The organism is Streptomyces sp. DT224 (assembly GCF_049844595.1).
In the GTDB taxonomy this organism is placed as follows: Bacteria; Actinomycetota; Actinomycetes; order Streptomycetales; family Streptomycetaceae; genus Streptomyces.
Map to the genome: position 1 here is coordinate 23,832 of NZ_JBNCLI010000016.1, position 24,675 is coordinate 48,506.

The following is a 24,675-nucleotide window of genomic DNA, read 5'->3' on the forward strand; positions in this document are numbered from 1 at the left end:
GGTCAGCCGCCGGACGGCGTGGTCCAGGAGCCAACTACGAAGCTCTCAGGGCGACTTACCTCCAAGGCCAGCCGCTCGTCAGCCCGGAACGTGAGGGCGCCGCGCTCGAAGTTGTCCGAGTTCTCCGAGGAGACGGTGACCGAGACGTTCTCCCGGTCGTAGAGCTGGGCACCCATTCCGAAGCTGCCGAGCAGGTAGTTTTCGTCCGGCATGGCCGTGGTCTCCACGACGTTCAGGCGCCAGACGCGCTTCTGCGCACCGACGGCGACCTGGAGGGCGACGCGGAAGGCGCCGTTGTCGTCGGTCTCGACCTCGACCTCCTCCCACATTGTCGGGCTGATGACGATGCCGGTCGGCTCGTACTCGGCGAGCAGGGACCGGGTCATGGCCCGGCGCATCTGGATCGAGAACTTGTCCTTGGCCTGGCCCTCGTAGGTCTGCACGCCGGGGGTGTTGAACAGGCCGGTGATGGACGTGCCGTCGGTGCCCGAGGAGTGGAGCAGGTCGTAGTCCTCGGCGAACTTGATGCCCTCCACGAGGCGCGAGTTGATGAACTGCTTCAGCCGCGGCTCGTCGGCGAGGATGTTCTTGTGTCCGTCGAGCATGTGGGCGATCTCAGCGATGGGGAAGTTGATCGGCTCCAGCTTCAGCTTCGAGCGCGGGGCCCTGCCGAACACGTCGCTGTCGAGTCCGGTGGGCGCGGACACGCCGTCGGCGGCGCGGCGTTCCGGTACCTGCGCAGCGTTGTTGACCCACCCGGTCTCGCGGATGCCGATGAGGACGGCGCTCTTCGTCTTGGCCTTGGGGAACAGGTCCCTGATGTGCCACTTCCGGCGCTGGGCGTCGGTGATGCCGAGGTCCTGGGCGGAGCCGAGGGCCTGCACGGTGTGGGTGCCGGCCGACAGGCTGAAGATGGACTTGCCCTCGATCTCGGCCCGGATGTACGGGCGTTCCTTGAAGGAGGACTCGGCGGCGCGTCGGTAGGCGTCGGACTCCACGAAGTAGTCGCCGAGGCTCTTGACCTCCGGGCCGGCGGTAGCGGCGCTGCCGTAGTACTGGCCGGCCGCGGGGGTGCCCTCGGGGGCGTCGAGGTAGCTGGTCAGGGTGTCGGCGCCCTGCGCGGCGTCGAGGAGGCCCTTGATCTCCTGCGCGTCCTTGACGGTCTTGACGTAGGCGTTGCGCTGCTCGGTGGAGACGACGAAGGCGCCGTTCTCCTCCTTGAAGGTACCCGCGATGCGCTCGGCCTCTGCCGACTTCTCGGCGAGCTGTCCCTTGAGGGACCGGATGAGGCTCTTGTCGGTGGCGGTAGCCATGGTGGTTGCACTCTCCTGTGCTGGATGGGCGATGGCGTGCGTCGCTCGCCCGGCCAGCACCGGGACGCCTCAACGCGAGGCGTTATGGAAAGGGAGTGCGGGGGTTACCGTCTCGGGCTCCCGGGCACGAAAATGCGTGCGCTCGGGAGCCCGGTATTTGTGCAGGTCAGAGGGTGAGGGAGGCCAGTGTGGCCTTTACCTCGTCGGCGTCGAGTCGGACCTGTTCGGTGTCGTCCTCCAGGTCGTCGTCCTCGGGCTTGCCGGACCCCGTGGTGTCCGGGGCGTTCCCCGGGGGAACAGCGGTGTCGTCGCCCTCCTCGGGCTTCTCGGCCGGCGGGACATCCAGGGTGTTCCCCTGGGGAACGGAGGTGTCGTCGGTGTCCGGCTCCGGTTCGTCGTCGTCCCAGCCGTCGGTGACGTCGTAGTCGTCGTCCCACAGGTTCAGGGAGGAACGGCCGGGGGCGCTGTTGTGCTTGTCCATGGGGAGACCCTTCTTTGCGAGCGTGGCGAGGAGCTGGTTGATTTTCGGCTTGAGGTGTTCGAGGTGAGCGGGGCCGGCGTCGGATACCTCGATCAGGGCTGTGGCGTCGTCCAGTGCCACGGCTGTGGGCTGGACGAACCGGGCTTCGGTCTCCTCGGAGCCGCTGACGCCGTGGGTGTCGCCGGTGATGGGCAGCGCCACGGTGGTCAGCTCGACCTCGGTCGGCGTGCCGAGGTCGATGTCCCGGCCTGCGATGACGTACGGGACGGAGAAGGTCGTGCTGCCGGTGTCGTCGTTGTGCTGGGTGACGATGACGTGGTCGGGGTATGTCGCCTCGACGCACACCCACCCGTCGCCCGTTCCCTTCTCGTCGTTCTTGAAGAGGTGCCGGACGGAGTCGGCGAGGCGGGCGTGAAGCTGTTCGTAGGACAGGGGCATGGGGCGCATGATGATGCTCTCCGGGGATGGGAGGGACTTCGCTTCGAGCACGATGCGGGCGGCCGCCTTCGTCTCGATACGGGCGGCAGGGTGGGCGGCCTTCGCTTCCAGTACGAGCTGCGCGGCCGATTTCATCTCGACCGGCGGCTGTTGGGCGGCCGGCGCCCGGTCGAGGGCGGGGGCTTCTTCGGCCGCCGGGGCCAGGGGGACGAACGAGGTGTCTGCTCCTCGGACAACGGCGATCTGCTCGAACGTGACGGGCGTCGCGGCTACCGGGTCGATCTCCGGGAGTCCGTAGCCGAGGGTGATGTGCGGGGTGTAGCCGTGCCGGGAGTCGAGCTTGTCGGCGTACACCGAGGTCCGCAGCGCGTCCACGACTCGTTGGCGCAGCTCCGCAAGGCCGGGCACATCCACAGGAACCCACGTCGGCTCACCGTCTCCCGTATCGGGGAAGCGGCCGATTCCCCCGATCGTGCCGGCCAGCGGGCTGCTGCCGGTGACGGCCGGTGCGACGATGTCGCGCAGGTCGTCCGGATGCCCCCCGAGTTCCGCAGCCTCTCCCAGGTAGGCGAGCGTCACGTGCAAGTGCTCGGCCGCGGTGCCGTCGGGATGCGCGATCTTCGCTGCGACGTCGGGCTGGAGCTTCAGCGCGACCATCACACCAGTGCCCACGCTTGATTCGGCCGCCTTGAACTCGACGGCCGACCACGTCGCCTTGTGCTCCAGCTCTTCCTGGCCTCCGCCGGCGAACGCCTTCACTTCCAGGCTCCGCGTGAGGGAGTGGGCGCCGTGCAGGACTGGGGAGACCTCGAACAAGTCCAGATCGTGGATGATCCGCACGCCGTCGTGGCGCTTGGAGGCCCCGCCGGGCGTGACCTTGTATCCGATAGAGAAGGCCGCCTCGCCGTTCTCGTGCCACTGTTTGACCTGCGCGTAGGCGTCGCGCCCCCACGAGGTGCCCAAGTTGAACTGGACGGTGGCCACCAGCGCGCCCGCCTCGCGCGGCCAGACACTGCCGTCGGGAATGGTGGCGAACCGCGGGTCTCCCGGCAGCCATTCCTCCACCTCCAGCACGCTCCCCACCGGGTCCTTCCAGGAGTGATGCCAGACGCTCTTCACCCTGCGGTTGGCGAGAGTCCGGGTGAACGCCCCGGGCAGAATGAGGTCTTGGACTTCATCCACTACGCCGGTGACGGCATAGATGGCGCGGACGATGCCCCTGCTCGGGCGCGAGCGGCTGGGCGGCGGGGTACGGGGCACGGCGGGTTCCTCCTGGCGGACGTCTCGGGCGGTGCGCACCGTGCCCCCGTGGAGGGGTTAGCGTCCTGCGCTGGACGTGCGGTGGGCCGTCCTGCGCCGTTGGCTCACTGCCACGGCGCCTTGCCCTTCTTCTTGGCCGAGCCGCCGTCCTTGTCCTCGTCCTCGGTGTCGGGGTCGTCTCCGTCGCCGAGGTCTTCGTCGGATTCTGCGGCCGGGTCGTCCTCGGTGTCGGGGTCCGCTGCGGGGTCGACTACCTCGTCCGCGGTGCCGAATTCGAGTGGCTCCACGCCGTCCGGGGTGTCGGCGCCCGAGTCGGGAACCACGGCGCCCTGGCCGTCGGCGCTCTCGGCCGGCGGCTGTCCGTGGGTGCCTCCGGTCTCCTGCATCTCTGCGTCGTCCACGTCGATGGCCCAGGTGTCGGGGTCGGAGTACCGCCAGACCTGGCCGGTCTCGTCCCGTACCCAGCCGGTGAGGGTGCCGTCCTCGGCCTTGTCGAGCCACGCCTGCTCACCGTTCGGCCCGGACAGCGCGGCGTACGCCTCTGCGGGGTCCGTCTCGTCGCCTTCGTCATAGACGTCGCCGGCCCAGGGGCGCGCGTCGTCCTCCTGGGGCGGCTGCATCTCCTGGGGCGGCGGGTCGGCCGGGGCGCCGCCGGCCGGATCGGCGGCGGGCTGGGGCAGGTTCTTCACGGCGTATGCGTAGTCCACGACGGCAGGGTCCGGGCCAGAGCCGCTTACGTCTCGGGCCGTTCCCCTGCCGCCGGTTCCCGCCGCTCGCTACTCTCGAAGCATGACTCAGCTGACGGTGTCCGTAGACGACCGCCTGGCGGACCAAGTGGCCGATTCCGCCCGCCGATACGGGCTGCCGGTCGACAAGTACGTGGAGCGCGTGTTGCGCGCCGCTGAAGCGCCGGGCGCACCCGACCGGGAAGAGCGGGCCACTGAACTGGCACGCGGGGCCTTCCGAGAGTGGGATGCGGCCGGCCGTCCCGAGCGCGACGCTATGAGCATGGCCGAGGTCTTCGGCGAGTGACCGCGATCCCGGCCCGCTTCGCGTCCGCAGTCGGCCAGACCATCCGCGACCTGCCCGAAACTGACCGGGACGAGCTCAAGGCGGCGATCGTCCGAGCTTGCGAGGACCCTTGGTCCTGGCCGCAGGCCGACAAGTACGAAATGGACGAGTCGGTCCGTGTCATCACGACGCGTACCGCCATCGTTCACTACGTGATCCTGCCCGGCCCCGACCCTCACCTCTGGGTATTCGCCATCACGGTCTGACCTCCACCACCCTCGTACGGTCGCGCAGCAGCGCGAGCACCGCGGCGGTGTCCGTGGCCACCAGGTCCCGCCGGGGCCCGAGCGGGCCGAGCAGGACCGGGCTCCCAATCTGCTGCTCGACCAACGCCCGTACGCGGCGGGAGCCGGTCACCGGCCGGTCTTCCCGGCCGGTGACTTCCACGGCGTAGGCGGCTCCGTCTTCCAGCGTGCCTATGACCCTCATGCCGTTCTCCTTCTATCGGGTGGCGAGCAGTCCAAGGAGGAACGCTCGCAGGTCGTCGTCCTCGTACCAGTCGCCGTCGAACATGGCGGCAATACCGAGCGGGACAAGGTCCCGGTTGGTGTCCTGGTCCGTGCTGTTGCGGAACAGCCGCGCGAGGAGCATGTCCAGCGGTGCGCGGCGCCGCGCTCCTACCCTGCCGCCGTGGGTGCGGGTGAAGTGGAACGCCTGCTGCGCGGCCAGCACATCCGGGTAGTGCTGCTGGAGATGCGCGAGCAGGGCGTGTGCAGCTGTGCGGCGGCCAGAGTCGCCGAGGTCGGCGACGGTCGCGATCCGGCTTTCCGGGTCATAGCCCCCGGCCTCACCAGTGCGAGCCCCGATGAACCGGGCCTCGGTCGGCGACAGCCAGTCGCGAGGTACGAACTGCGCTATGTCCGTGAGCGCCCGTACGGCGGCCGGGTCGCTGTCCGGGGTGGTCACCAGCGTGGCGGTGGTGCCCGGCCCCATCTCGCGGATCTCGGCCAGGGTGTCCCGCACCGCTTCGGGCAACGCCGCGGCGTACGCCTGCTGAAGGCGTGCGGCTTCCTGCCGTGCGGACTGCGCCTCGGCGCGTGCCGCCGCCGCTTCCAGGTCCGCGCCTGGAGCGCCGCCGGCGGCCGCCGCTTCGAGGTCCCGCAGACGGCGCTCCGCCGCCAGGGCATGCTGCTCTGCGTGACGGACTGTCTCGTGCGGGTCGTCGCCGAGTTCCGGGGCAGTGCCGCGCAGCCGGTTCATGACGTCGGTGTCCACGTCCTGCCCGGCCGCACGGACGGCTGCAAGGTGGCGCAGGGCCTGGGCGCCCGGGCCGCCGTCTGCTGCCCGGTTGGGTGTCCAGCGCACACCGTCCTGCACCGGGGGCAGCTGGCCGGCGGCAAGAGATGCACGGCTGGCCGGCCGGTACCAGCGGGCTCGCCGGGAGACCTGCCCGAAGCGGCCCGGGGCGGGAAGAAGCCGCGCCCAGTGGGCGACGCGGTCACCGAGCGGCAGCCCGTCGGTCTGCTGTGGCAGGTTGCCCGGGGCAGCCAGGCGGCGAAGCCGGCGCGTTTCCGGCCACGACCGGATGCGCCGCATCAACCCTCGGCGGAAGCGGGAGATGCGCTCGCGCATACGCCGCAGGCTCTCGCGGCCGGCCCGCCACGCTCTGGCGAGGGCCTTGAGGAATGCTCCGATCACGGCGATGAGCTTCCGAGCGATAGCGGCCAGGCCCGCCACGAGCTGCGGCAGGACACGGGCGCGCTGACCTTCGGGCAGCCGGGAGGCGATCCGCTGCGCGGCCGCGTTGCGGCTGCCGTCGAGGCGGGCGGCGATCTGCCGCACGATCTCAGCACGACGTTCTGGGGTGAGGAGTTCGCCGCTGTCCGCCGCGGCTTGAAGGGCGTCGCTCACCGCGTCGTCGGCGTGCTGGGCGACGTCGTCGTTGATGCCGGTCTCCCCGTCGGTGTCATCAACTCCGGTCGGCCGGGTGTGCAGGGCCTGCGGGATGAGGCGCAGAAGGTCGGCTGCACGGTTCGCGGTGTCTTCCTCCGACTCGCCGTCCAGCGGCTCCAGGTCGTCCAGGGTCCGCACCGCGGCGCGCACTGCTTCGGTGCGTGCCCGGGCAGCGTCCTGCCGCAGCGCGCGCACCAAGTCGTCGCGCTCCTTGCCCTGGAACCCGGCGTCGGTGACGGCGGCCAGCGCCCCGTTGCGGGCGCGCCGCATCGCTGCACGCATTGCCTCGGGGGTGAGCCGTTCGGCGATCTGCTGCCGGAGTTGGTGGATGCTGCCGGGCGTGGTCGTGCCTTCGAGGGCGCTGTCCACGACCGCACGTACGACTGCGTCCGTGTAGTCGTCGCGGACCCTGTCCGCGTTGGGGGCCGGGTTCGGGTCGCGCTCCTCGGTGTCGTCGGCAGCATCCGGGGTCTCCGGGTCGGGGACCTGGTACAGCGGCTCGGAGGAGGCCAGGGTCCTTTCGAAGCGAAGCCCGTCCCCGTCCTCGATCGTGAGAGCCCGCAGGCCGCCCGGGGCCGCCTGCACGTTCACGACGCGGTACGCGGTCATGGTGTCCGGGTCGAACTCGTCGGGGAGGGTGATCGTGTCGCCCTCGCCGACGGAGCCGACGGTGCCGGGCTCGGGCTTGTCGACGTCGTCCGGTTCGTTGCCTGCGGCGGTGTCCAAGCGGTCCGCGGCGCGTCTGGCAGCCCGTCCATCGGGGGTCTCCGGGTCGGCGCCCTCGCGCAGTTCCTCGGCGAGCACGGTCGCCTGCGTGGGGGTGACCGGCAGGTCGTTGACGATGCGAGCCGTCGCCTGCTGGGCCTCGGGGTCGCTTGCCGGGGCCTGCCCGCGGTCCCTGACCGCGTCGCGTTCCTCGGGAGAGAGCTGCGGGTCCACGGTCGGGCCGGAGACCGGGGCGACCGCCGGCGTGGGTTCGTGGGTGGTGATCTCGTCGTCGTCGCTGGGGGCGTCCTCCGGCCCGAGCTCCGGCGGAGCACCGTCTGCGCCTTCGGCTCGCTGAACGTCTGTGTCGTTCGCGGTCGAGAGCGTGGTGGTCTCGCCGGTGGTGGTGTCCTCCAGGTCGAGCTGTGTCTGCTCGCCCTGCTCCTCCCGGTGGGTGACCCGGGCGGTGCGCGGGCCCTTGGGCGTCTGCCGTACGAGGACGTCGCCCTCCTGCACCTTGCCGGCAGGTGTCGGAGCGACACGGACCACCTTGTGCGTGGTGTCGTCTTCCTCCGTGTCCCCGATGACGCGCAGGTCACCGATGGGCACGTCCTGCATCCCGTCCGGGGTGGCGACGGTGGCGGTGTCTCCGTCCACGGACTCAACGGTGCCAAGCCGGCGGCCGTCCTGGTCGCCGACGACGTTTCCTTCGCGGACCCGGCGGCCATCCGTGGTCCAGCCGGAGGGCCGGGCCGCGCCGCCGTCGGTGACGTTGAGGGAGGTAGGTGAGTGGGCGTCGTCGGTGCGGTCGTCGCCGAACTGCACGCGGACGCTGTCCGAGCTCGCGCCCGTGACTACGCCCTCCTTGCCGTCGTTGTCGGTGACGAGCGCGCCGGGGAAGAGGCCGTTGCCCTGGGCGTCGGTGGGCACCCTGTCCGGGATGCGGCCGGTCAACACATCGGCGTCAGCACCTGTCTGCGGTGCCCCCTGGAACTGGTCGGTGTCCTCGCGGGTAGCGCGCGCCACCGCGGCGTCGGGCAGGACGTACACAGGGGCACCGGTATGGGCGCTCGGACTGTCGGCAATCAGAACGCGGCACATGTCCGTGGCGCGGCCCTTCCGCGTCACCGGAATAAGGGCCGGTCCGCCCACGACGTGCCCCGCGAGCGTGCGGGCGGTTCCCTGCTTGGTGACCCCGTCGACCCGTACCAGGTCGCCGAGTTGGAGGTCGCTGACCTGAGTCCACTCGGCGGGGCGGCCCCCGACCGGCTCCGGCGCGGCGACGGCCTCCGGCGCCGCAGTCCGGTCCTCGGCCGGCTCTACGGAAGGGACCGGCCGGGGGGCGCCCGCGGCACCCGAAGCCGCGTCACTGTCGGGCGCTACGGGGCGGGGATTTTCACCGGTCTGGCGGCCGTAGTGGTGCTGGTCGAAGTCCAGGTTCACGTCCTCGGCCCGAGCCAGGCGCAGACCTGTTCCGCCGTCGGCCGGGATGATGAAGGTGTGGGGCTCCAACCTGCCGCGCGCCGCCTGGAACGGGTCCTCCGTGACGTCGACCCGGTACCCCTTGTGCCTGACACCAGCTTCCCTGAAGGTGACCTTCTTCGGGTCACCGACGACGTAGCCGAGCCGGCGGTTGGTGTATCCGGGGTAGAAGCCCGTCATGCGTCCGTGAAGTTGGACGACGTCGCCGGCGTGGATGTCGGCGATGGGCGCCGTCTCCGCGTTATCCAGTCCTCCGTTCTGCGTCAGCTCATCGACGTACTGGCGGGCGGCCCGGTCCTTGCTGACCACATGGTGCTTGGCTCGGGGGTCTTCCGGGCGCAGCACGTCCAGGAACTCGCTGATCTTGTCCGCGAACCACCCCGGCCCGAGGATTACTGCTTCGTTGCGGCCAGGCTTCTGGTGCTTGTAGTGCGTGCTGTCGAGCCACAGCAGTTCGTCATGCAGGTGCGCCAGGTCCGCGGCCACGTTCCCGGAGGGGGTCACCCCGCGCCCCAGCTCGGACACCAGGGCGCGCAGCGCGTGGTAGCGCTCCAGGTCGGCAGGATTGCCAGCCAGCGTCTCCAGACCTCGAAACGGCGTGTCCTTCGGAGGGAAGGCCAGATCCACGGCATTCCCCAGCTTCCACGCCAGGTCGGGGCGTACGGCCTTCAAGTCCGGCTCGCCGTGCTCCCGGTCGCGCAGTACGAGGTTCGCGATGGCGGCCTCGCGGCTGGTGAAGCTGGTGCCGAGGGTGGAGAACGGGGGCTTGCTGCTCCACGACTCGCCCACAACATCCGGGTAAGGGCTGGCAAGGTGCGGCGCGGACATGCTGCCGATCAGGCGGCCGTTCCGCCAGACCTGCTCTCCATCGTCGGACCGCACGCGGGGTGTCGGTACCACCCCCTCGCCGGCCAGTTCGCGCATCCGCTCGGGCAAACCGAACAGAACCCGCTCGCCTTCCTCATTGACTACTCGGTTGGGTCCGGTCTCGTACTGGTGCATCTCCTCCTCTGTGGGCACGCGGCGCCCATCGACAGCGCTGCTGCGGTCGCCGCTCAACGTGTCCGCGTCCGCCTCGCCCTCATGGCTGGCGGAGGGCCCGTTGGAACTGCTACTGCCGGTGCCGTCTTGACGGTGGTCGTCGTCCTTACCCTCCGAACCCTCGTTCCGGCTGGTGCCGTCGGCTGTTCCCTCGTGGGCCAGGACAAGCCCGGCCGCCGCGAGCTCCGGCTCGTGCCATATGCGGCGCTGCCCGTCGGGGGTCACCGCCGTGTACTCGCTCAGCTTGTCGGTGTTGTCGAACCGGCCGACTTCTACGCCATCGACCTTGACGAGCCACGTCCCCTTGATTATTGACGTGCTCTCGTCTGCCGGAACTATCTCGGCACGCCCTGCGAGTTCCTGCACCCGGTCGGGGCCGCCAAGCTCGTACATCTCTTCGTCAGTCAGCAGCTCCGCGGCGGTGTGTGTGTCCGTACGTGCCCGCTGCTGAGCCTTCTTGCGTACGGCCGGTTCCGGCTTCTCCACGAGCACGACCCACGAGTCGGGCTGCACGCTCGCGCGTCCGTTGTGGGGGTCCAGGTTCACGGATCGGACGACACCCTCGCGGCCGCCCCGGTGCAGGTGGATGACGTACTGAGGTGAGGCCAGCCCGACGAAAATTCCGTCTGCGTCCTGAGCTTCCGGTTCGCGGAAGATGTCTCCTTGCCGCAGGTCTGAGCCTTTCACCCAGCGCATGCCCTTGGGCAGCTCTGCTTCACCAGCCACGATGTCGCCCGTGCGGGTGGCCGGGTCGGCAGCCGGCACCATCGGAGCACCAACAGCCGCTCGCCGCCGGTTCACCGCGCTCCACCCGGAGAAGCTGTGGGAGTCATCCATCGAGGACCAGCCGCCGAAGGCGCTCATGTAAGCGCGCCCGTCGTTGACGGCGGCAGCGAGGGGGCGAAGCACTTCTGGGTAAACGGCGTTCAAGCCGTAGGACACCTCGCCAGGGTGGTCGCCGCCGACCAGGTCAAGGATGAAGTCTTCCGCCTGTTGCTCGGTGAGTCCGTGTTCGGCCGCACCGGCCCGAGCCTTGGCGATGTATGCGCGAACTTCTTCATGGGCCTCGTTGACCCTCTTCCGGGTCAACTCGTTGAGCTCTTCACGGGCCTTCTCCCGGCCCTTCCGGGTCGCGATGTGCTCCCTCAAAATGGGCCGGATCTCCCCGACGAGCTCGTTGCCCCTCTTCAGCGAGGATGCACGCAGATCACTGGCGAGACCGGCAAGGAACCCGCGCGCCTCCTGCGGCACCTCTCCAAGGTTTCGGCGCTCGTTCTCATCGAACTGGCCCATGGGGTCGACGTCAGCCATCGTGGAGATCCACTGGCGTACGTCCCATGGATCGACGCGGTCCGTCCAGTGAGGGTTCTGGGCTGCGGCCCGGCCGAGGAATACGTTGCGGACCCCATTGGGCTGCGGAGTCGCCCACAAGCCAACCCAGTCACGAACTCCGTCGCCGCGGCGCGTATCCAAATGGGGGAAGGCGAGGTTCGGAACGTTGCCCGGGCTCCCAGACGGTGCGTCGGCGCCCTGGAGCGCGTCGGCTCCGCCTCTCGACCGCCGTCGAGCGGACCGCCGCTCGTCGCGGTCCTTTCGGTCGTCGTCGGTCCTGCCGGGGCGCTCCTCGTCATCGTTGCGGGCCTTGACCGGGGCGGTCAGTCGTTCGACCTTCTCATCGGGAAGGATCGTGAGGGCGTTGTCCGGGGACGGCTCATCGCCCGGCTGATCTCCCACGTGCAGGCGCCACGCCTTGACGCGCTGATCGCCTCGGGTAGCTGTGACCTGCTTCGGGGGAGCGAGCAGGTACCCGTCACGGATGACGGCGTTGCCCTCGGTGTCCTGCGTCTCGACGCGGACGTAGTCGCCTTCGTCCACCTGGACGGGGTCGAGAACTTCGGTGTCGTCCGTATCGGGGGCCTTCTGCTGACCGGCTGCGGAGCCCTGGACCGCCTGCCGGATCTCTTCCCCGGCAGCCTCCTCGATCTCGCGCCGCTGCTCGTCCTCCGATCGTCGCCGGTCGACGGTTGCCCGGTGGCGCGCGAGGTGGGCATCAACCAGGTCGAGGAAGCGGCGCAAGGGGAGCTCCATCTCCTGGCGCTCCTCGTCCTCCAGAGAGCTCAGGAGCGCGGCCGCATGGTGGCGTGCAGCGGTCAGCCGCTGTTCGGCCTGGTCGTGGTCGTTGTCCTCTTGAGCAGCGAGCGCGTCCAGAACGGCTCGTTCGAGCAAATCGACACTTCCCGGTGTGTCGTCCGTAGCCCACGTACGGCGTGCCGCGCGGCGGACCTGGAACTCGGCCGCGTCGAGCGGCACCATCGCCGCCCGCCACTCCCCGTCGTTCTCGAACGGCTCAGCCGCCGCGGGCTCGTCTGCCGACGGCGCGTCGGGGGCGTCTACCTCCGGCTCTTCGGCGCGCGGTACGTACGGCTTGTCATACGCGTCGGCTTCTCCCGGGGCAGGAATGGTTGCCGCGCGACGGGCGGAGTCGTACTGCTGGAAGTCCATCTTGCGGGCGGCGCCGAGCAGCACATTCTTGTTGCGGCGACCTTCGGGGGTGCTCTGGTCCTGCTGGGCGGCGGCTTCGCGCGCCGCAGCGGCCAGTGCGCCGGCTTGTGCCGAGTAGGGGCTGTAGCGGCGGTGGCCCGGGTTCCAGGGCAGCGTGTCGATCGGCGTGCCGTCGGCATAGTTCCCGGACAGGGTAAGTCGGCTTAGCTCCCGGACCTGAGCCGGGGTGAGCGTCATCTCGGTGACGGCCCGGTCCGGCGTGACCGGCGTGCGCTTGGCCTGCTCCGGCTTGCCGCTCTCGTCCGTCCCGCCGGTGTACTTCTGACGGATGGAGTCGAGGCCGTCACGAACGATGGACGCGGCGCGGACGGGGGCGGCGCCCGCCTGGGCAGGCAGTTCCTCGTGCCACTGCATGTCTGCGGGGGCGCCGCCGTCCGCGTCCTGGCCCCACCAGTACCGGCGGCCGTTGTCGCCGATGCGGGCTCGGACCCATCCGACGGTGTTGCCGTCGCCATCCACGATCGTGCCGTGGCCGGCCTCGACGTCGAGGTCGCGCAGCCGGTTGCCGGTGGACAGCTCAAGGCCCTCGTGGGTCGACGCCTTGGCGATGTTCTCCGCGTTCTGGCGGACCTTCGGGTCCTTGTCGTCGCGGTCCCCACCGAACGGGGTGCCGTCGGAACGGGCCACGTCCTTCAGCGGCCACACACGCGTGCTGTTCTCCCCGCGTACGAGCACTGACCCGTCGTGCACGGCCATGACGTCACCGAGGCCGTCAGGCGTCATTACCTGGTCGTCCTTGGCCGGCAGACCCTGTGCCGGGGCGGCAGCGGGTGCGTTTGTCTCGGCTGGCGCCGGGGTCTCCGGCTTCTCCTCGGGCTTCGGGGTGCTGGTGTCCGAGCGAGTGTTGTTGTCGTTGAGGTTTGCGAGGTCGTTCCGGACCCGCTGCGGGTTGAGGGTGGTGGTGCCCTTGGAGCCGTAGCGGCCCTCGGCGATGGCCTGGTCCAGCTCTTCGTCGGTGGCCGCGGGCAGCAGCGGCTGGCCCTGGCCGTTGCGGCGGCGCACCTGCGCGGGGCTGATCTCCTGGCGCTTCCCTCCCATACCCGGCTCTTCGCTGGTGCTGACCACGGTGAGCAGGGGCGCGTCGATTTCCGAGACCGTGCCGATGTTCGGCGTGCCGTCCTCGTCATCGAAGTCGATCTGGTCGCCGGTCTGGAAGTCGCCCAGCTTGAAGTCTCGGCGGTATTCGCCCTTGGGCGGCTGGGTGGGGTCGTCGTCGTTGACAGCCCGAAACACCCAGCCGAGCGACCCGGGGTCGAGAACTTCGGTGGCCCGAGTCACGGCGACGTACGCCACACGCAGCGCCTCATCGTCCGGGACGGTGTCCCAATCGATGTTCCCGTCGTTGTCGTCCTCGGGGCCCTTGAAGTCGTCGGCGATGCGGACGCGTTCGGACTCCAGGCCCTTCGCCTTGTGAGCAGTCGTCACGAGGACGTCGTGCGGCTCGTGCTCGGGCACCAGACGGCCGTTGCCGTCCTCGGGGTCGCCCTGCGGGTACAGCTCCGCGAGGTGGGCGTCGATCCGCTGCTGCGCCTCTTCCAGCGACAGCTTGTTGTCGATCTTGTGAACGCCGGAGCCCGTCTGCGACTTCCACGGCACTTCTCGCTTGCCGGGCTCGTAGTAGTACCGGCGGGTCGCCGGGTCGTACAGGAGCTTGCCGACGCCGTTGTTCTTGCCGTTGCCGAGCCACCGCTTCAGGGCGTTGGCGTTGGGGTCGTTCCAGTCGAGGCGAACCCACACGCGGTCACCCACGAGTTCGGTGGCCGCCGGCCGGGAGCCGGAGGAGAGCAGGGCGTCGATGTCGTCGCCGTGCTTCTCCAGCAGGTTGAACAGGCTGGCGAGCTGCTGGAGGTCGGGGTCGGCCTTGACCTCCTCAACGATGTCGTCGAAGGCCATGCCGTTGAAGCGGGCCAGTTCGGCGTGGTCAGTGTCCTCGCCGGCGGCCAGGGCGTTGGCGGCCTGCACGAACTCCTGGAGCGCCTTCACGCCTCCGGAGACGGCGACGGTGCGGCCCGCGGTGAGGGCCTGCACCGCGGCGAGCGCGACGCCGGCGTTGGTGCGGGCGATGACCATGGACTCTTCGCCCGGGTGCAGTTGCCCGATGCGGGAGTTCTTGCGGTCATAACCCTTCAGCCGCATCCGGGTGCCGAGCAGCCGCAGGAACCGGTTACCGACGTCGGCGACGGCCGGGCCGAAGCGGAAGGACTGGGTGAGCGTGGCGCGCGCGTCGACGGGGAGCTTGGCCAGGGCGTCGCTGGCGCCCCTGAAGCCGTAGATGGCCTGGTTGGAGTCACCGACGGCCACGACCTGGACGCCCTGATCGAGGGCGGCACGGACGACGCCCTCCATCACCGGGTTCACGTCCTGGGCCTCGTCCCAGAACAGGGTGTCGGCGTCGATCTTGTAGCCGCCGAGCGCCCACTGCTTGACGATGTAGTCGAAGTCCATCGTGAGGTCGCGGTCGGGGTCGCCGGCCTCGGGGTCGCTGAGGTTCGCCCACATGCGGTCAGCGAGCGGTTTGACCGCGTTGAAGAGGTCCCGGGGGTCTCCCTCGACCTTCGCCTTGATGTGCTGCGGGCCCATCTCAGCGTCGGCGGACTTCGCCCACTCGCGGATCATGCGCTCGGCGACGGTGGCCGCGCCGCCCGGGGTGAGGTCCCGGTTCCCGGCCTTGACCGTGTCGTACCAGCGCATGCGGTCGGCGATCTGCTGGGCGCTGAGCTTCTTGAAGCCGCCGGCCCTGCTGCTGGGCAGCCGGTCGTTCAGGCGCCGGTCGGCGACCCGGGCGGCGTACGCGTTCGCCGTGGAGGCGAGCACGTTCTTCGCGTACTCCCCGCGCGCCTGTGCTTCGCGGGCCTCGGCTGCGACGCTCCGGTTGAACGCCAGGTAGACGATCTTCTTGCCCGGCATGCGGTGCGAGAGCATCTTCAGGGTGGACGACTTGCCGGTGCCGGCGAGCGCCATTACGGCCATGTTCAGGCCGCGGCGGGCCGCGCCCTGGATGATGATGTTCTGCTCGTCGGTGGGCGGGTAGTCCTCCCGCGCGGACGCGTCGGCGCTGATCCGCTCCCATTCCTCATCGGCGTAGCCGCCGGCCTTCGCCTCGGGCAGATCCTCAACACGCGTGACAAGGCCCTGCACTTCGGCATCGTTCAGGCCGTAGCCCGCGAGCCGGTCCCTCACCACATCCTCGCGGGAACGCTCGACCAGCTTGCCGTTGTCGTACTTGGGTTCCGGCTTCCAGCGGCGCCGCTCCTCGTCCTCCAGCTCCCACAGGTGCTGTTCCAGGCGCCGCCGCATGGCCAGGTCCAGAGGGTCGGTGGACTCGGTGAGAGGCGCGAGATCGCTCTGAGCGTCATCGATGGCGTTGGCCAACTGGTCCGCGGTCATGTCGGCCGGGGCAGGCTGCTGCGCCGGCTGCGGGCGGGCCGCCGTCGCGGGGCGCTCCTGCTCCCCAGCGGGGCGCGGCGTGCGGGTCGTGCCCGGCTTCCGCGGCGTGCGGCTGGCCGGAGGCTCCTGGTCTTCTTGCTGTCCCTGCTCGTTGCTGGAGGTGTCCGGTACAGGGGCAGGCGTCTCTGCCGGCTGGGCCGCCGGTGTTTCGACGCTGGTGTCGTTGTTCTCGGTGTCCTTCTCGACGTCCGGGTTCTGCGGGTCTTCGCCGGGCGTTTCGGTGGACAGCTGGTCGCGGCGCTGACGCAGCGCTTCGGCTACAGCTCCCACCTGCTTCCCGAAGCTGCCTTCGCGTTCCTCGGGAGTCATCTCCTGGTCGTGGAGCGCTTGGGCCAGATGCAGGGCCGTGTCGCTCGCAGGGCCGAACACTCCGCCGGCGGCTTCCCCCCACTGCTGGTCGAGGAAGTTGAACAGCTCGTCGGCGAGCTGGCTGACTCGGTCGCGGGCGTTCTCGGGGAACTGGTCCTGGTAGGCCCGCTTGAGCCCATCGACCGCCTTGGTGTTGTCCAGCTTGCTGTCGGTGAACAGGTCATTGATCTCGACGGGCTGGGCGCTCGTCTGCGCTGCGGGCTCCGGTGCGGCGTCGTCTTGGGCCGGCGTCGTCTTTTCGGGGGCGTCAACGTTCTCGGGCTTCAGCCCGGCGAGTTCGGAGCGCACTTGCGCAGGGTTCAGCTTGACGTTTTCTCCGGTGGACGCCTCGGACGGCTCCGTGTCGGGAACGGAGACGTCGGACGGCTCGTTGCGGCCGGCAGGCGGGCCGGCCTCGCCCGGCTGCTCCTGGTCGTCGCTCACCTGCTCGGGATCGGCGTCCGTCTCCCCGCGTGCCTCGCGGGCCTGCCGCCGCTTCTCTTCCCGCTTGCGCTCCTTCGCCGCCTTTCGCGCCTCGGCGTCAGGCCACGTGATACGCGTGCGGCCCTTCTCGTCAGTGCTGATGGACGGTGCGGCGGGGGTCCGGGGCAGGAGGTCTGTGTCCTGTTCCGCCGCCGGGTCGTCCACGTCCGCGGCCTTCTCGCCGGCGGCGAGGCGGGCTTCCCGGAGCTGGTGCTCCAGGGCTTCCATCCGGTTGCGCTTCTCCTGGGCTGCGTCCGGACTGGACACCGCCTGTCCCTGTTCCTTGATGATTGCGGCGATCAGCTTGGAGCGGCGTTCGGCAGCCTCCAACTGGTCCGCCTCCTCGAAGGGACGGTCCATCCGCTCGCGGGCGGTCGCCGCGGCACGTTCCTCCTGGCGGAGTCGGCTCTCCAGGCGCACGATCGCCTTGTCGATGTCGGCGAGACGGTCCTCGATCCGCGCCAGGGGAAGGGTGGAGTCCCTATTCAGGTCCTTCTCGTCGTAGGAGTAGGTGGTCTGCGGCACGTCGGGCATGTGGATGTCCACCAGGTGCACGCGACCGGACGAGTTCCACCCCGCCCGGTATTGGGCGACGACGTCGATGTTGCCGACCTTGCCGATGATGACCTCGGGGTGGCCGCCGCGCCGGTAGGGGTCCTCAGCGCCCTGCCGCAGGACGGCGAGGGCTGCGGTACGGAGGGCCTTGGCCGCCTTGTCCCGCTTGGTGAAGTCCGTGGTGCCGATGGTGGCGTTGAAGGCGTCACCGCGGGTGTTCTTCCTGCGCGCGACGACGTCACGGAGCTGGGCCGTGAGCTCGTCCGTGTACTTCTTGGTTCGCTCGGCGGAGCGGATCGTGGACTTGTAGCCCTCGATCGCGCGCATGTAGCCCTTGTGCTTGCGGCGCAGGGCGCCTAGGGCCACCTTCACGTTGGCCTGCTCCAGCAGGTAGGGGTTGCCCGTGGAGATGGCTGTGACCTGCTCGGCGTTGAAGACTCCATCGGGGATGTCCTCGACGGTCCGCTCGGTCAGGTTGCCCTTCATGATCTGGCGGATGAACTTCGCCTTGCGGGCCACCGTCTGCCACGAGAACCCGTCGAACGACCCCTCGGTGACGTACTGGAAGATCGCGACCTCGGGGTTGGCGTTGCCCTGGCGGATGATGCGGCCGTTGCGCTGTTCGAGGTCGGCGGGGCGCCACGGGCAGTCCAGGTGGTGCAGGGCGGTCGCCCTGAGCTGGACGTTGGTTCCCACGCCCATCTTCGTGGTGGAGCCCAGAAGCACGGAAATCTTGCCGTTGCGGGCGTCGGCGAAGAGCCGGGACTTCTCCGCGTCGTTCTTCGCTTCGTGGATGAAACGAATCTTCTCGGCCGGAACACCCCGCTCGATCAGGAGTTCCTTCAGCTCCTGGTAGGCCGGGAACTTGGACTGGCCCATCTCCTCCACGCTGGCCGGGCCCTCGGCCTTCCCCTTTTTCTTCTTGGACTGGCCCGGGTCGGTCGGGGTGCCCATGTCCAGGAAGACGATCTGAAGGCCGCCCGGCGTCTCGTGCGGGGTCGGGTTGTTCTTCGAGGACGGATAGACCGCGTCCTTGGTGTCGGCGTAGATCCGGGCGATGTTGTCGGCCGCTGCGGGGAGCTTGGCTCCCTGCTCGTCAATGCCGACCATGCGGGGGTCGAGGGAGACCTTCCGCCCGTCTGAGTTGATCTTGAGCATGTTGTCGGCTTTGGGGTCGACCTGGCCGCCCTTCACAGCCCTTGCCCGGCGGGCGATCTCCTCCATGTAGTCCACGAGCCCGTCGGTGGGCTCGACGGAGATGGTGACCGCCTTGCCGCCGGCCACGTCCGGCGTGTCCAGGTACTCGGCGAGGTCGTCGGAGTTCTTGACGTCGGCGACGGTGCGCCAGATCCGCAGCAGCTCCGGCATGTTCCGGAAGGCGGCGAAGCGGCTGACTTCCCTGAACCCGGACCCGTCGGCGGCCAGCTCGGTACCGGAGACGACCTTGCCGTAGGTGGACGCGAAGTCATCGAAGTTGCGGATCTTGGCCTTGTCCAGCAGGTCAGGGCGTAGGTAGCGCAGCATGGTGTGCGCTTCAGTGATGCTGTTGGAGATCGGGGTGGCCGTCGCGAAGGTGACCACGCGCCCGGACTTGGTCGTGTTTCGCAGGTACTCCAGCTTCATGTCGAGGTCGGAGGCCCTGTTGGAGCCCTCGATCCCTGCGCCGGGGAGCGTGGAGTTCGTGGAGAGGTTCTTGTAGTGGTGGGCCTCGTCTACGACGACGTAGTCGATGCCCGTGTCCTCGAAGTAGAGGCCGGCCATGTCCTTCTGGGCGGTGAGCTTGGCCTGGATCTTCGCTTCGAGCTTCTTGAGCCGGTTGCGGATGTCCTTGACCATCCGGGAGTCGGCCTGCTTGCCCGGGTTGTTCTCGGCCTCCTCCTGCTTCTGCCGCTTCAGAGACTCCTGGAGCTGCTTCTTCTCCCGCTCGATGTATGCGAGCTGCACCTCGGGGCGCATGGGGATGGACTCGAACGCGTTCTGGGTGAGGATCACCGCGTCGTAGTCGCCGGTGGCGACGCGGGCGATGAACTCGCGGCGCTTGCGGCCCTGGAGGTCGTCGCTGGACGCGGCGAGGATGCGCCCGCTCGTCGCGGACTCCGGGTACAGCTCGGCGAACTCGTCGCGGAACTGGTTGAGCATGTGGTTCGGGACGACGATCGCGGCCTTGTTGACCATGCCGAGGCGCCGGAGCTCCATGACGCCCATGGCCATCTCGGCGGTCTTGCCGGCGCCGACCTCGTGAGCGAGGAGCACCGCGGGCTCGTTGACCATGCGCGCGACGGCGGCGTGCTGGTGGGCGTGCGGCTTGAACCACTCGGCGAGGCCGGGCATGGTCCGGCGCTGGCCGTCGTACGACCTGAGAGCCAGGTTGTTGTGCAGGTCGTTGTACCGCTTCTTGATCTGCTCGGTGCGTTCCTCGGTGGCCCACAGCCAGTCCTGGAACTCCTCGCGCATCTCTTCGGCCTTGGTCTGGGCCGCGGCGGTGGCGTCCTCGTCCACGTACGACTTGTCGTCGTCGCCCCGGTAGGTAACGCGAATCCGGCCGTTGGTGAGGATCGCTTCGGCGAGCTTGACCGCGTTGAAGCCCTTGGTGCCCCAGATCGACCGGGCCGCCTGGCTGTTGGTGACGTGCTCGGGGGCGTCGACCTTCCACATCGAGCCGCCCTGGTAGCTGACGGTGACAGAGTCGGATTCGAGCTTCTCCCGCAGGAACGCCTGGACAGGGTCGCGGCCGAGCCAGGCCGCGCCCATGGGGGCGTCGATCTCGCCGGGGGAGATTTCCTCCGGCAGAACGTCTTCCAGGTGCTTGACGTTGATCTCGAAGCGGGAGTCCTGCCCGGCGAGGGCCTGGGCCTGCTCCAGCTTCTCCCGCACGTTCCCGGACAGGTACTCGGCTGCCGGGATGAGGTCGCCGCGGTCGTGGGGCTCGAAGACCAGCGGGTACTCCTCGCCGGTCTCCGGGTCCTTGGACCGGGCGGCAAGGAGACGTTCCCGCGCGCTCTCGGGGCTGACGCCCATGACGTCGGCAAGAGCGTCGATGTTGAGCGTGCCGCGCTGCTCCAGGACGATCGCCATCGCGTCCTCGGGGCTGCTGGCGCGCTCCGCCATGGTCCGGTGCCGGGACTGCCGCTTGGTGAAGATCGCGGCCGGTGTGCTCGTCTTCGTGTTCTCGTCGTACGAGTCGAGGGAGAGAATCACGGCCATGGTCGGGTCCTTGGACAGGAGCCCGCCCATGGGCGGCCGCTTGCGGTATGCCTTCTTGACCTGCTGCCCCGTCTCTGGGTCAGTGGCCATCCGGTCCGCCCAGTCGAACCGGTTCACGGAGCCGAACTTGGCGTTGTACTTGTCGTAGCGGGCCTTCAGGTCGGCGCGCAGCGTCTCGATCAGGTTCTCGTCGGCGTCCGGCCGGGACTCTTCCCGCACCAGGGCTCTCATGGAGTCGCGGAGCCCGAGGAGCTGCTTGGCCTCCTCGATCTGCGTCTTCGGCACGTCGTAGGGGTGGACCATGCCGTCGCGGACCTGCGTCAGGGTGCCGTCCGAGTGGAGCTCTACGTGCCCGTCGGGCCGCTGCGAGTCCTCGGACAGCAGCTCGACCTTCCGGCGTTCGCCGGTGTCGGCCTTGTAGGTGAGGCGGGCGTCCTTCGCGCGGTCCACAACCCGCTTCAGGGTGTGGCCCAGTTCCTCGTTCAGGTCGCCGGCGACGTGCACGCGCAGTTCGCCCGGCCCGTACATGCCGTCACCGACGTGCATGTCACCGAGGACGTTGCGGGGGCGTTCCAGGAAGTACGGGTTGACGTGGACCTTGGGCGCCTTCACGTCGTCCGGGTCCTGGCCCGGCAGGTCGTTCACCCGAACCGAGTGCACCCACGTCGGCGGGTCGTCCTGCTTGCGCTGCTCGGGCGGCTTCACCTCGCCGTTGCGGGTGCGGCCGGAGGTGAAGTCCTTGTCCTTCTCCCGGCGCCGGAAGATGAGGAGGTCGGTGACGACGTCCGTGCCGGCGGTGCGGCGGTGGGCGCCGGAGGGGAGACGGACCGCGCCGACCAGGTCGGCCTTCCGAGCCATCTCCATACGGGCGTCCTCGGCCCGCGGGGTGGCGCCGTCCATGGTGAAGCGGGAGGTGACGACAGCGACCAGGCCGCCTGGGCGGGTGAGGTCCAGCGACTTCAGGATGAAGTGGTTGTGGATGTTGTGGCCGCCCTTGTTGTGGCGCATGTCCACGACCTGGTAGTCACCGAAGGGGACGTTGCCGACGGTCAGGTCGAACGTGCCGTTCGCGGCGCGGGTCTTCTCGAAGCCCTCGTTGCGGATGTCCGCGTGGGGGTAGAGGGCCTTGGCGATACCGGCGGTGATCGGGTCCAGCTCGACGCCGGTCATGTGGGCGTGCTCAGGGGCGTACCCGATGAAGTTGCCGGAGCCGCTGCCCGGCTCCAGGACGTTCCCGCCGTCGAAGCCGAGTTCGCGTACGGCCTTCCACACCTGCTGGGCGATGGCCGGGTCGGTGTAGTGGGCGTTGAGGGTGTTGTCCTGCGCGGCTTCGTACTCGCTGTCGCTCAGGAGTTCCCGGAGCCGGCGCTGAAGCGGTGCGAACTCGGGCTTCGGGGAGTCCACGAAGACCTGCGGGGTGGCGCCCCAGCCGGACCAGCGGGCCAGGGTCTCCTGCTCGGAGGCCGTGGCCGGCCGGTTCTCCTCCTGGAGGCGGCGCAGCACCTCGATGGCGGCGATGTTGGCCTTGACGCGGGCCAGGACGCCGCTGGGGACGACGGTGCGGCCGTCCTCCGGCGGCTGGTACTGCGGAGCGGTCTGCTCCTGCTCGGCAGAGCCGAAGGTTACCCGGCTGCGATCTTCGGCAGCGTCACCATCGGCATCTCCATGTCCTCCGTGCCCGGCTCCTTCGGCAGGCTGTACAGCATCTCGTGCAGGGCCTTCTCCCGTGCCCTCATCGTGGCCATGTTGATCAGCTGCATCGCCTCTCGGAAGTCCGCCCCCGGCTCCGGCTCCTCCCTGAAGTCGTCCCGGTAGTCCGCGATCAGTTCCTCGATCTCCGCGCTCTGCTCCGCGAACCACCTCTCCGGCGGCGTCGTCACGGCGATCTCCGCCAGCGCCTGCGGCCGGTACGTTTCCCAGTACGCCTTCACCAGCGCGCTGTACCCGCTCACTCTGCTCCTCCTGCTCGTTGCGCTGGCCGGCGGCCGGCTGGGTCACATCTTCGTCCGGAACACCCGGTGCGGGGTTCGCGGGGGCGGTCTCTGGGTTGTTGCGCTGCTCTTCGGTCGGCTCGTTATGGCGGCGGCCCAGGCGGGCGGCCGCGCTGTCGGAGACGCCGCGCTCTCGGTCGAACTGGCCCGCGAGCTGCCAGATGGCGAGAGCTGAGGGCTGCCCGTCCTTGTCGCGGAACGTGCTCAGCGCCGCGCCGATGTTCGGGTCGCCCCAGTCGAGGGTCCGGCCGTCCTTGTCCCGAAGGTTACTGCCGAGGTACAGGGCGAAGCGGTCGGCGGTCTCCCGGTCGGGGAACCGCCCGTACTCGTGGATGCGGCCGACGCCGAGACCGGCCAGGCGGCGGCCGGCGCCCGAGGTGAGGACCCGGAAGCGCGAGGCGTCATCGGCGCTGGTGTCCTCCACGATGGCGAAGCCGTGGTGGCTGGCGAGCGTAATGCGCAGGTTCGGGTCGTTGGCCATCAGACGCAGGGCGTTGCCCTGCGCCTTCCGGCTGTCCTTGCGGGCCCCGGCGTGAGCGCCGCCACGCTTCCAGAACTCGCGGAGCTCCGCGTCGTTGCGGGGGCGGCCCTGCTGACGGCCCGGGGCCTCACCAGCACCTCCAATGTGACCCACGCCGATGTTCGAGGCGGGGACACCGGTGCGGGCAGCGACGTCCTGCGCCGCCTGCTGCTCCGACGAGAGGGTGGGGGCGGCGGGCTTCGTGCGGGAGGTGGCGCCTTCCTTCTTCTTGACGGCCCGCTCGGCGAACGCCTTCTGGGACTCGGCGGCCATGCTGACGCCGAGACGCTTACCTTCGGGAGTGCGGAGCTGGTCGAGCGCGTCCGGGGCGTTCCAGTCGACCGGCTTCCCGTTGAGCTGCGCGGTCTCCATACGGTTGGCGAAGTCGAGCGCTTCGGCCTTGCGCGGGGTGGCGGCCAGGCGGATGCCGGTGTCGTTGTGGGTCACGGCCCAGCCCGACGGCCCGTCACCGGAGGTCTCGGGGAGCTTCCCGATGGTGAAGTGCCCGTTGCGCGACAGCTGCGGCTTGTCGAGCTTGTCCATGTACGAGCGCATCGCTTCGCGGTGGGCGGCGTGCCGTTCCTCGTTCTTCTGGAACGGTGTCAGCTTGCCGCTGGCCCAGTGCGCTCGTACGTCGTCCAGGGTCTTGTAGCGCCGGTTGGGATCGCGGCGGACGCGCTTGGCGGCCGCCTTCTTCGCTGGCGCTGCGGGGCTCGGGTGCCAGGCCCCCAGCCGGGCGGGTGCGTTCTTCCGGGGGTTTCGAAGGGGCGTGTCGCCGTGAGCGGTGAAACGCGTGTGGGCGAGATCAAGGGCGTCGGACAGGGTGGCGGCAGCCTCGGCAAGGTCCGTCTTGCCCGCACGGTCAGCGAGCTCAGCCAGTTCCTCGGCCTTGGCCGCTGAATCCGGAAGCCCGTCGATCAGGTCCCGGGTGGTGGCATCGTGCTCTCGGTTATCGACCTGGATCAGGTCGCCGACGGCGTCTTCCAGCTGCTCGTACAGGTCGCGGGCATCGTCGTCGTCCCAGCCATCGGCGGCCCAGGCATCCTTCAGCCCTTCCAGGTAGTCATCGACCAGCTCGTTGGCGGCGTCGTTGGCGTGGTCGGTGTCGCGGTACTTCAGGTGCCCGTTCGGGTTGCCCTTCGTCGGCTTCCCGCCGGGAGCCCGCAAGGCGTCGCCCTGGCCGGCCCGGTGCCGGGCCAGGCGGTTTCCCGGCATCGGCAGAGCGTTGTTGTAGTGGACGGTCTCGGGGTTCTGGGTGTCCTCTTCGCCATCGCGGAAGGCCCTGCCACGAGGCAGGTACGGTTCGTCGTCCTCCGGTTCGGGCTCCGTCGCACCACGGTCCTCTCCGTCGACGTCCTCCCCGATGTCGTCGCCCTGGTCGTCCTGGTCGTGCGGGTCATCGGGGGTGTCGCCCTGGTCGCCGGGGTCGTCGTCGTCCCGGCCGGTGCCGCGCCGCACGTCCGTGGTGCGGCGCTCGTCCTCGTCGCGGACCTTGCTCTTGCTCTTGGTCGGGGCGGTGCCGTCAGGCCGGGTGACCATGGTCAACCGGGACGCGTGCACGGTGGACTGCTTGTGTGTGGCCAGGTTCTCGACCAGGACGTCCCGGCCGCCGAGGGCTCGTACGACGCGGGCCAGGCCACCGCCCCAGAGGCGGGCGATTCCGCCCGTCTCAATGAAGCGGCCCTTGCTGTCGCGCGGGTGCAGATCAGGGTTCCACGGACGGCGCAGCCTCTTGCTGTCGAGGCTGTCGGCGATACGGTCTGCGGCGTTCGTGATCTGCATGCGGCGGACCATGCACACCGGAGACGGTTAACGTCGCGTCCTCGATGGCGGGCGGGCACCGCCGTGCCGCAATCAACCTTGATAGCAGTGCGGCGGGGG

At 69.5% G+C, this 24,675-nt stretch carries 7 protein-coding genes; 2 read left to right on the top strand and 5 right to left on the bottom strand.

The features are described from left to right. Positions 1-2: 2 nt before the first annotated feature. The 3 genes from ACLQ2N_RS32555 to ACLQ2N_RS32565 form a co-directional block, all read right to left on the bottom strand. Positions 3-1,313 carry a phage major capsid protein gene (locus ACLQ2N_RS32555; RefSeq protein ID WP_425818794.1) on the bottom strand — a complete coding sequence of 437 codons (1,311 nt, stop codon included), beginning with the start codon at positions 1,311-1,313 and terminating at the stop codon, positions 3-5. A gap of 166 nt (positions 1,314-1,479) precedes the next feature. Further along, positions 1,480-3,492, bottom strand: a complete 2,013-nt coding sequence (locus ACLQ2N_RS32560; protein ID WP_425818796.1) for a 2'-5' RNA ligase family protein — start codon at positions 3,490-3,492, stop codon at positions 1,480-1,482. 104 nt (positions 3,493-3,596) lie between these two features. After that, a complete protein-coding gene (locus tag ACLQ2N_RS32565) occupies positions 3,597-4,199 on the bottom strand; it encodes a hypothetical protein (protein ID WP_425818798.1) in 603 nt (200 codons plus the stop codon). 82 nt (positions 4,200-4,281) lie between these two features. On the opposite strand from ACLQ2N_RS32565, the gene ACLQ2N_RS32570 reads away from it, so the two are divergent. Both ACLQ2N_RS32570 and ACLQ2N_RS32575 read left to right on the top strand, forming a co-directional pair. Further along, complete coding sequence (locus ACLQ2N_RS32570; RefSeq protein WP_425818800.1) at positions 4,282-4,524, top strand: hypothetical protein; 243 nt, start codon at positions 4,282-4,284, stop codon at positions 4,522-4,524. Beyond that, complete coding sequence (locus ACLQ2N_RS32575; protein WP_425818802.1) at positions 4,521-4,769, top strand: hypothetical protein; 249 nt, start codon at positions 4,521-4,523, stop codon at positions 4,767-4,769. Before ACLQ2N_RS32570 ends, ACLQ2N_RS32575 begins: the two co-directional genes overlap by 4 nt. Here ACLQ2N_RS32575 and ACLQ2N_RS32580 read toward each other — a convergent pair. Continuing rightward, a complete protein-coding gene (locus tag ACLQ2N_RS32580; RefSeq protein ID WP_425818804.1) occupies positions 4,759-4,992 on the bottom strand; it encodes a hypothetical protein in 234 nt (77 codons plus the stop codon). The genes ACLQ2N_RS32575 and ACLQ2N_RS32580 overlap by 11 nt on opposite strands. Before the next feature lie 12 nt (positions 4,993-5,004). Next, on the bottom strand, positions 5,005-24,576 hold the full coding sequence (locus ACLQ2N_RS32585; protein WP_425818806.1) for a UvrD-helicase domain-containing protein: 19,572 nt from the start codon (positions 24,574-24,576) through the stop codon (positions 5,005-5,007). Positions 24,577-24,675 lie beyond the last annotated feature (99 nt).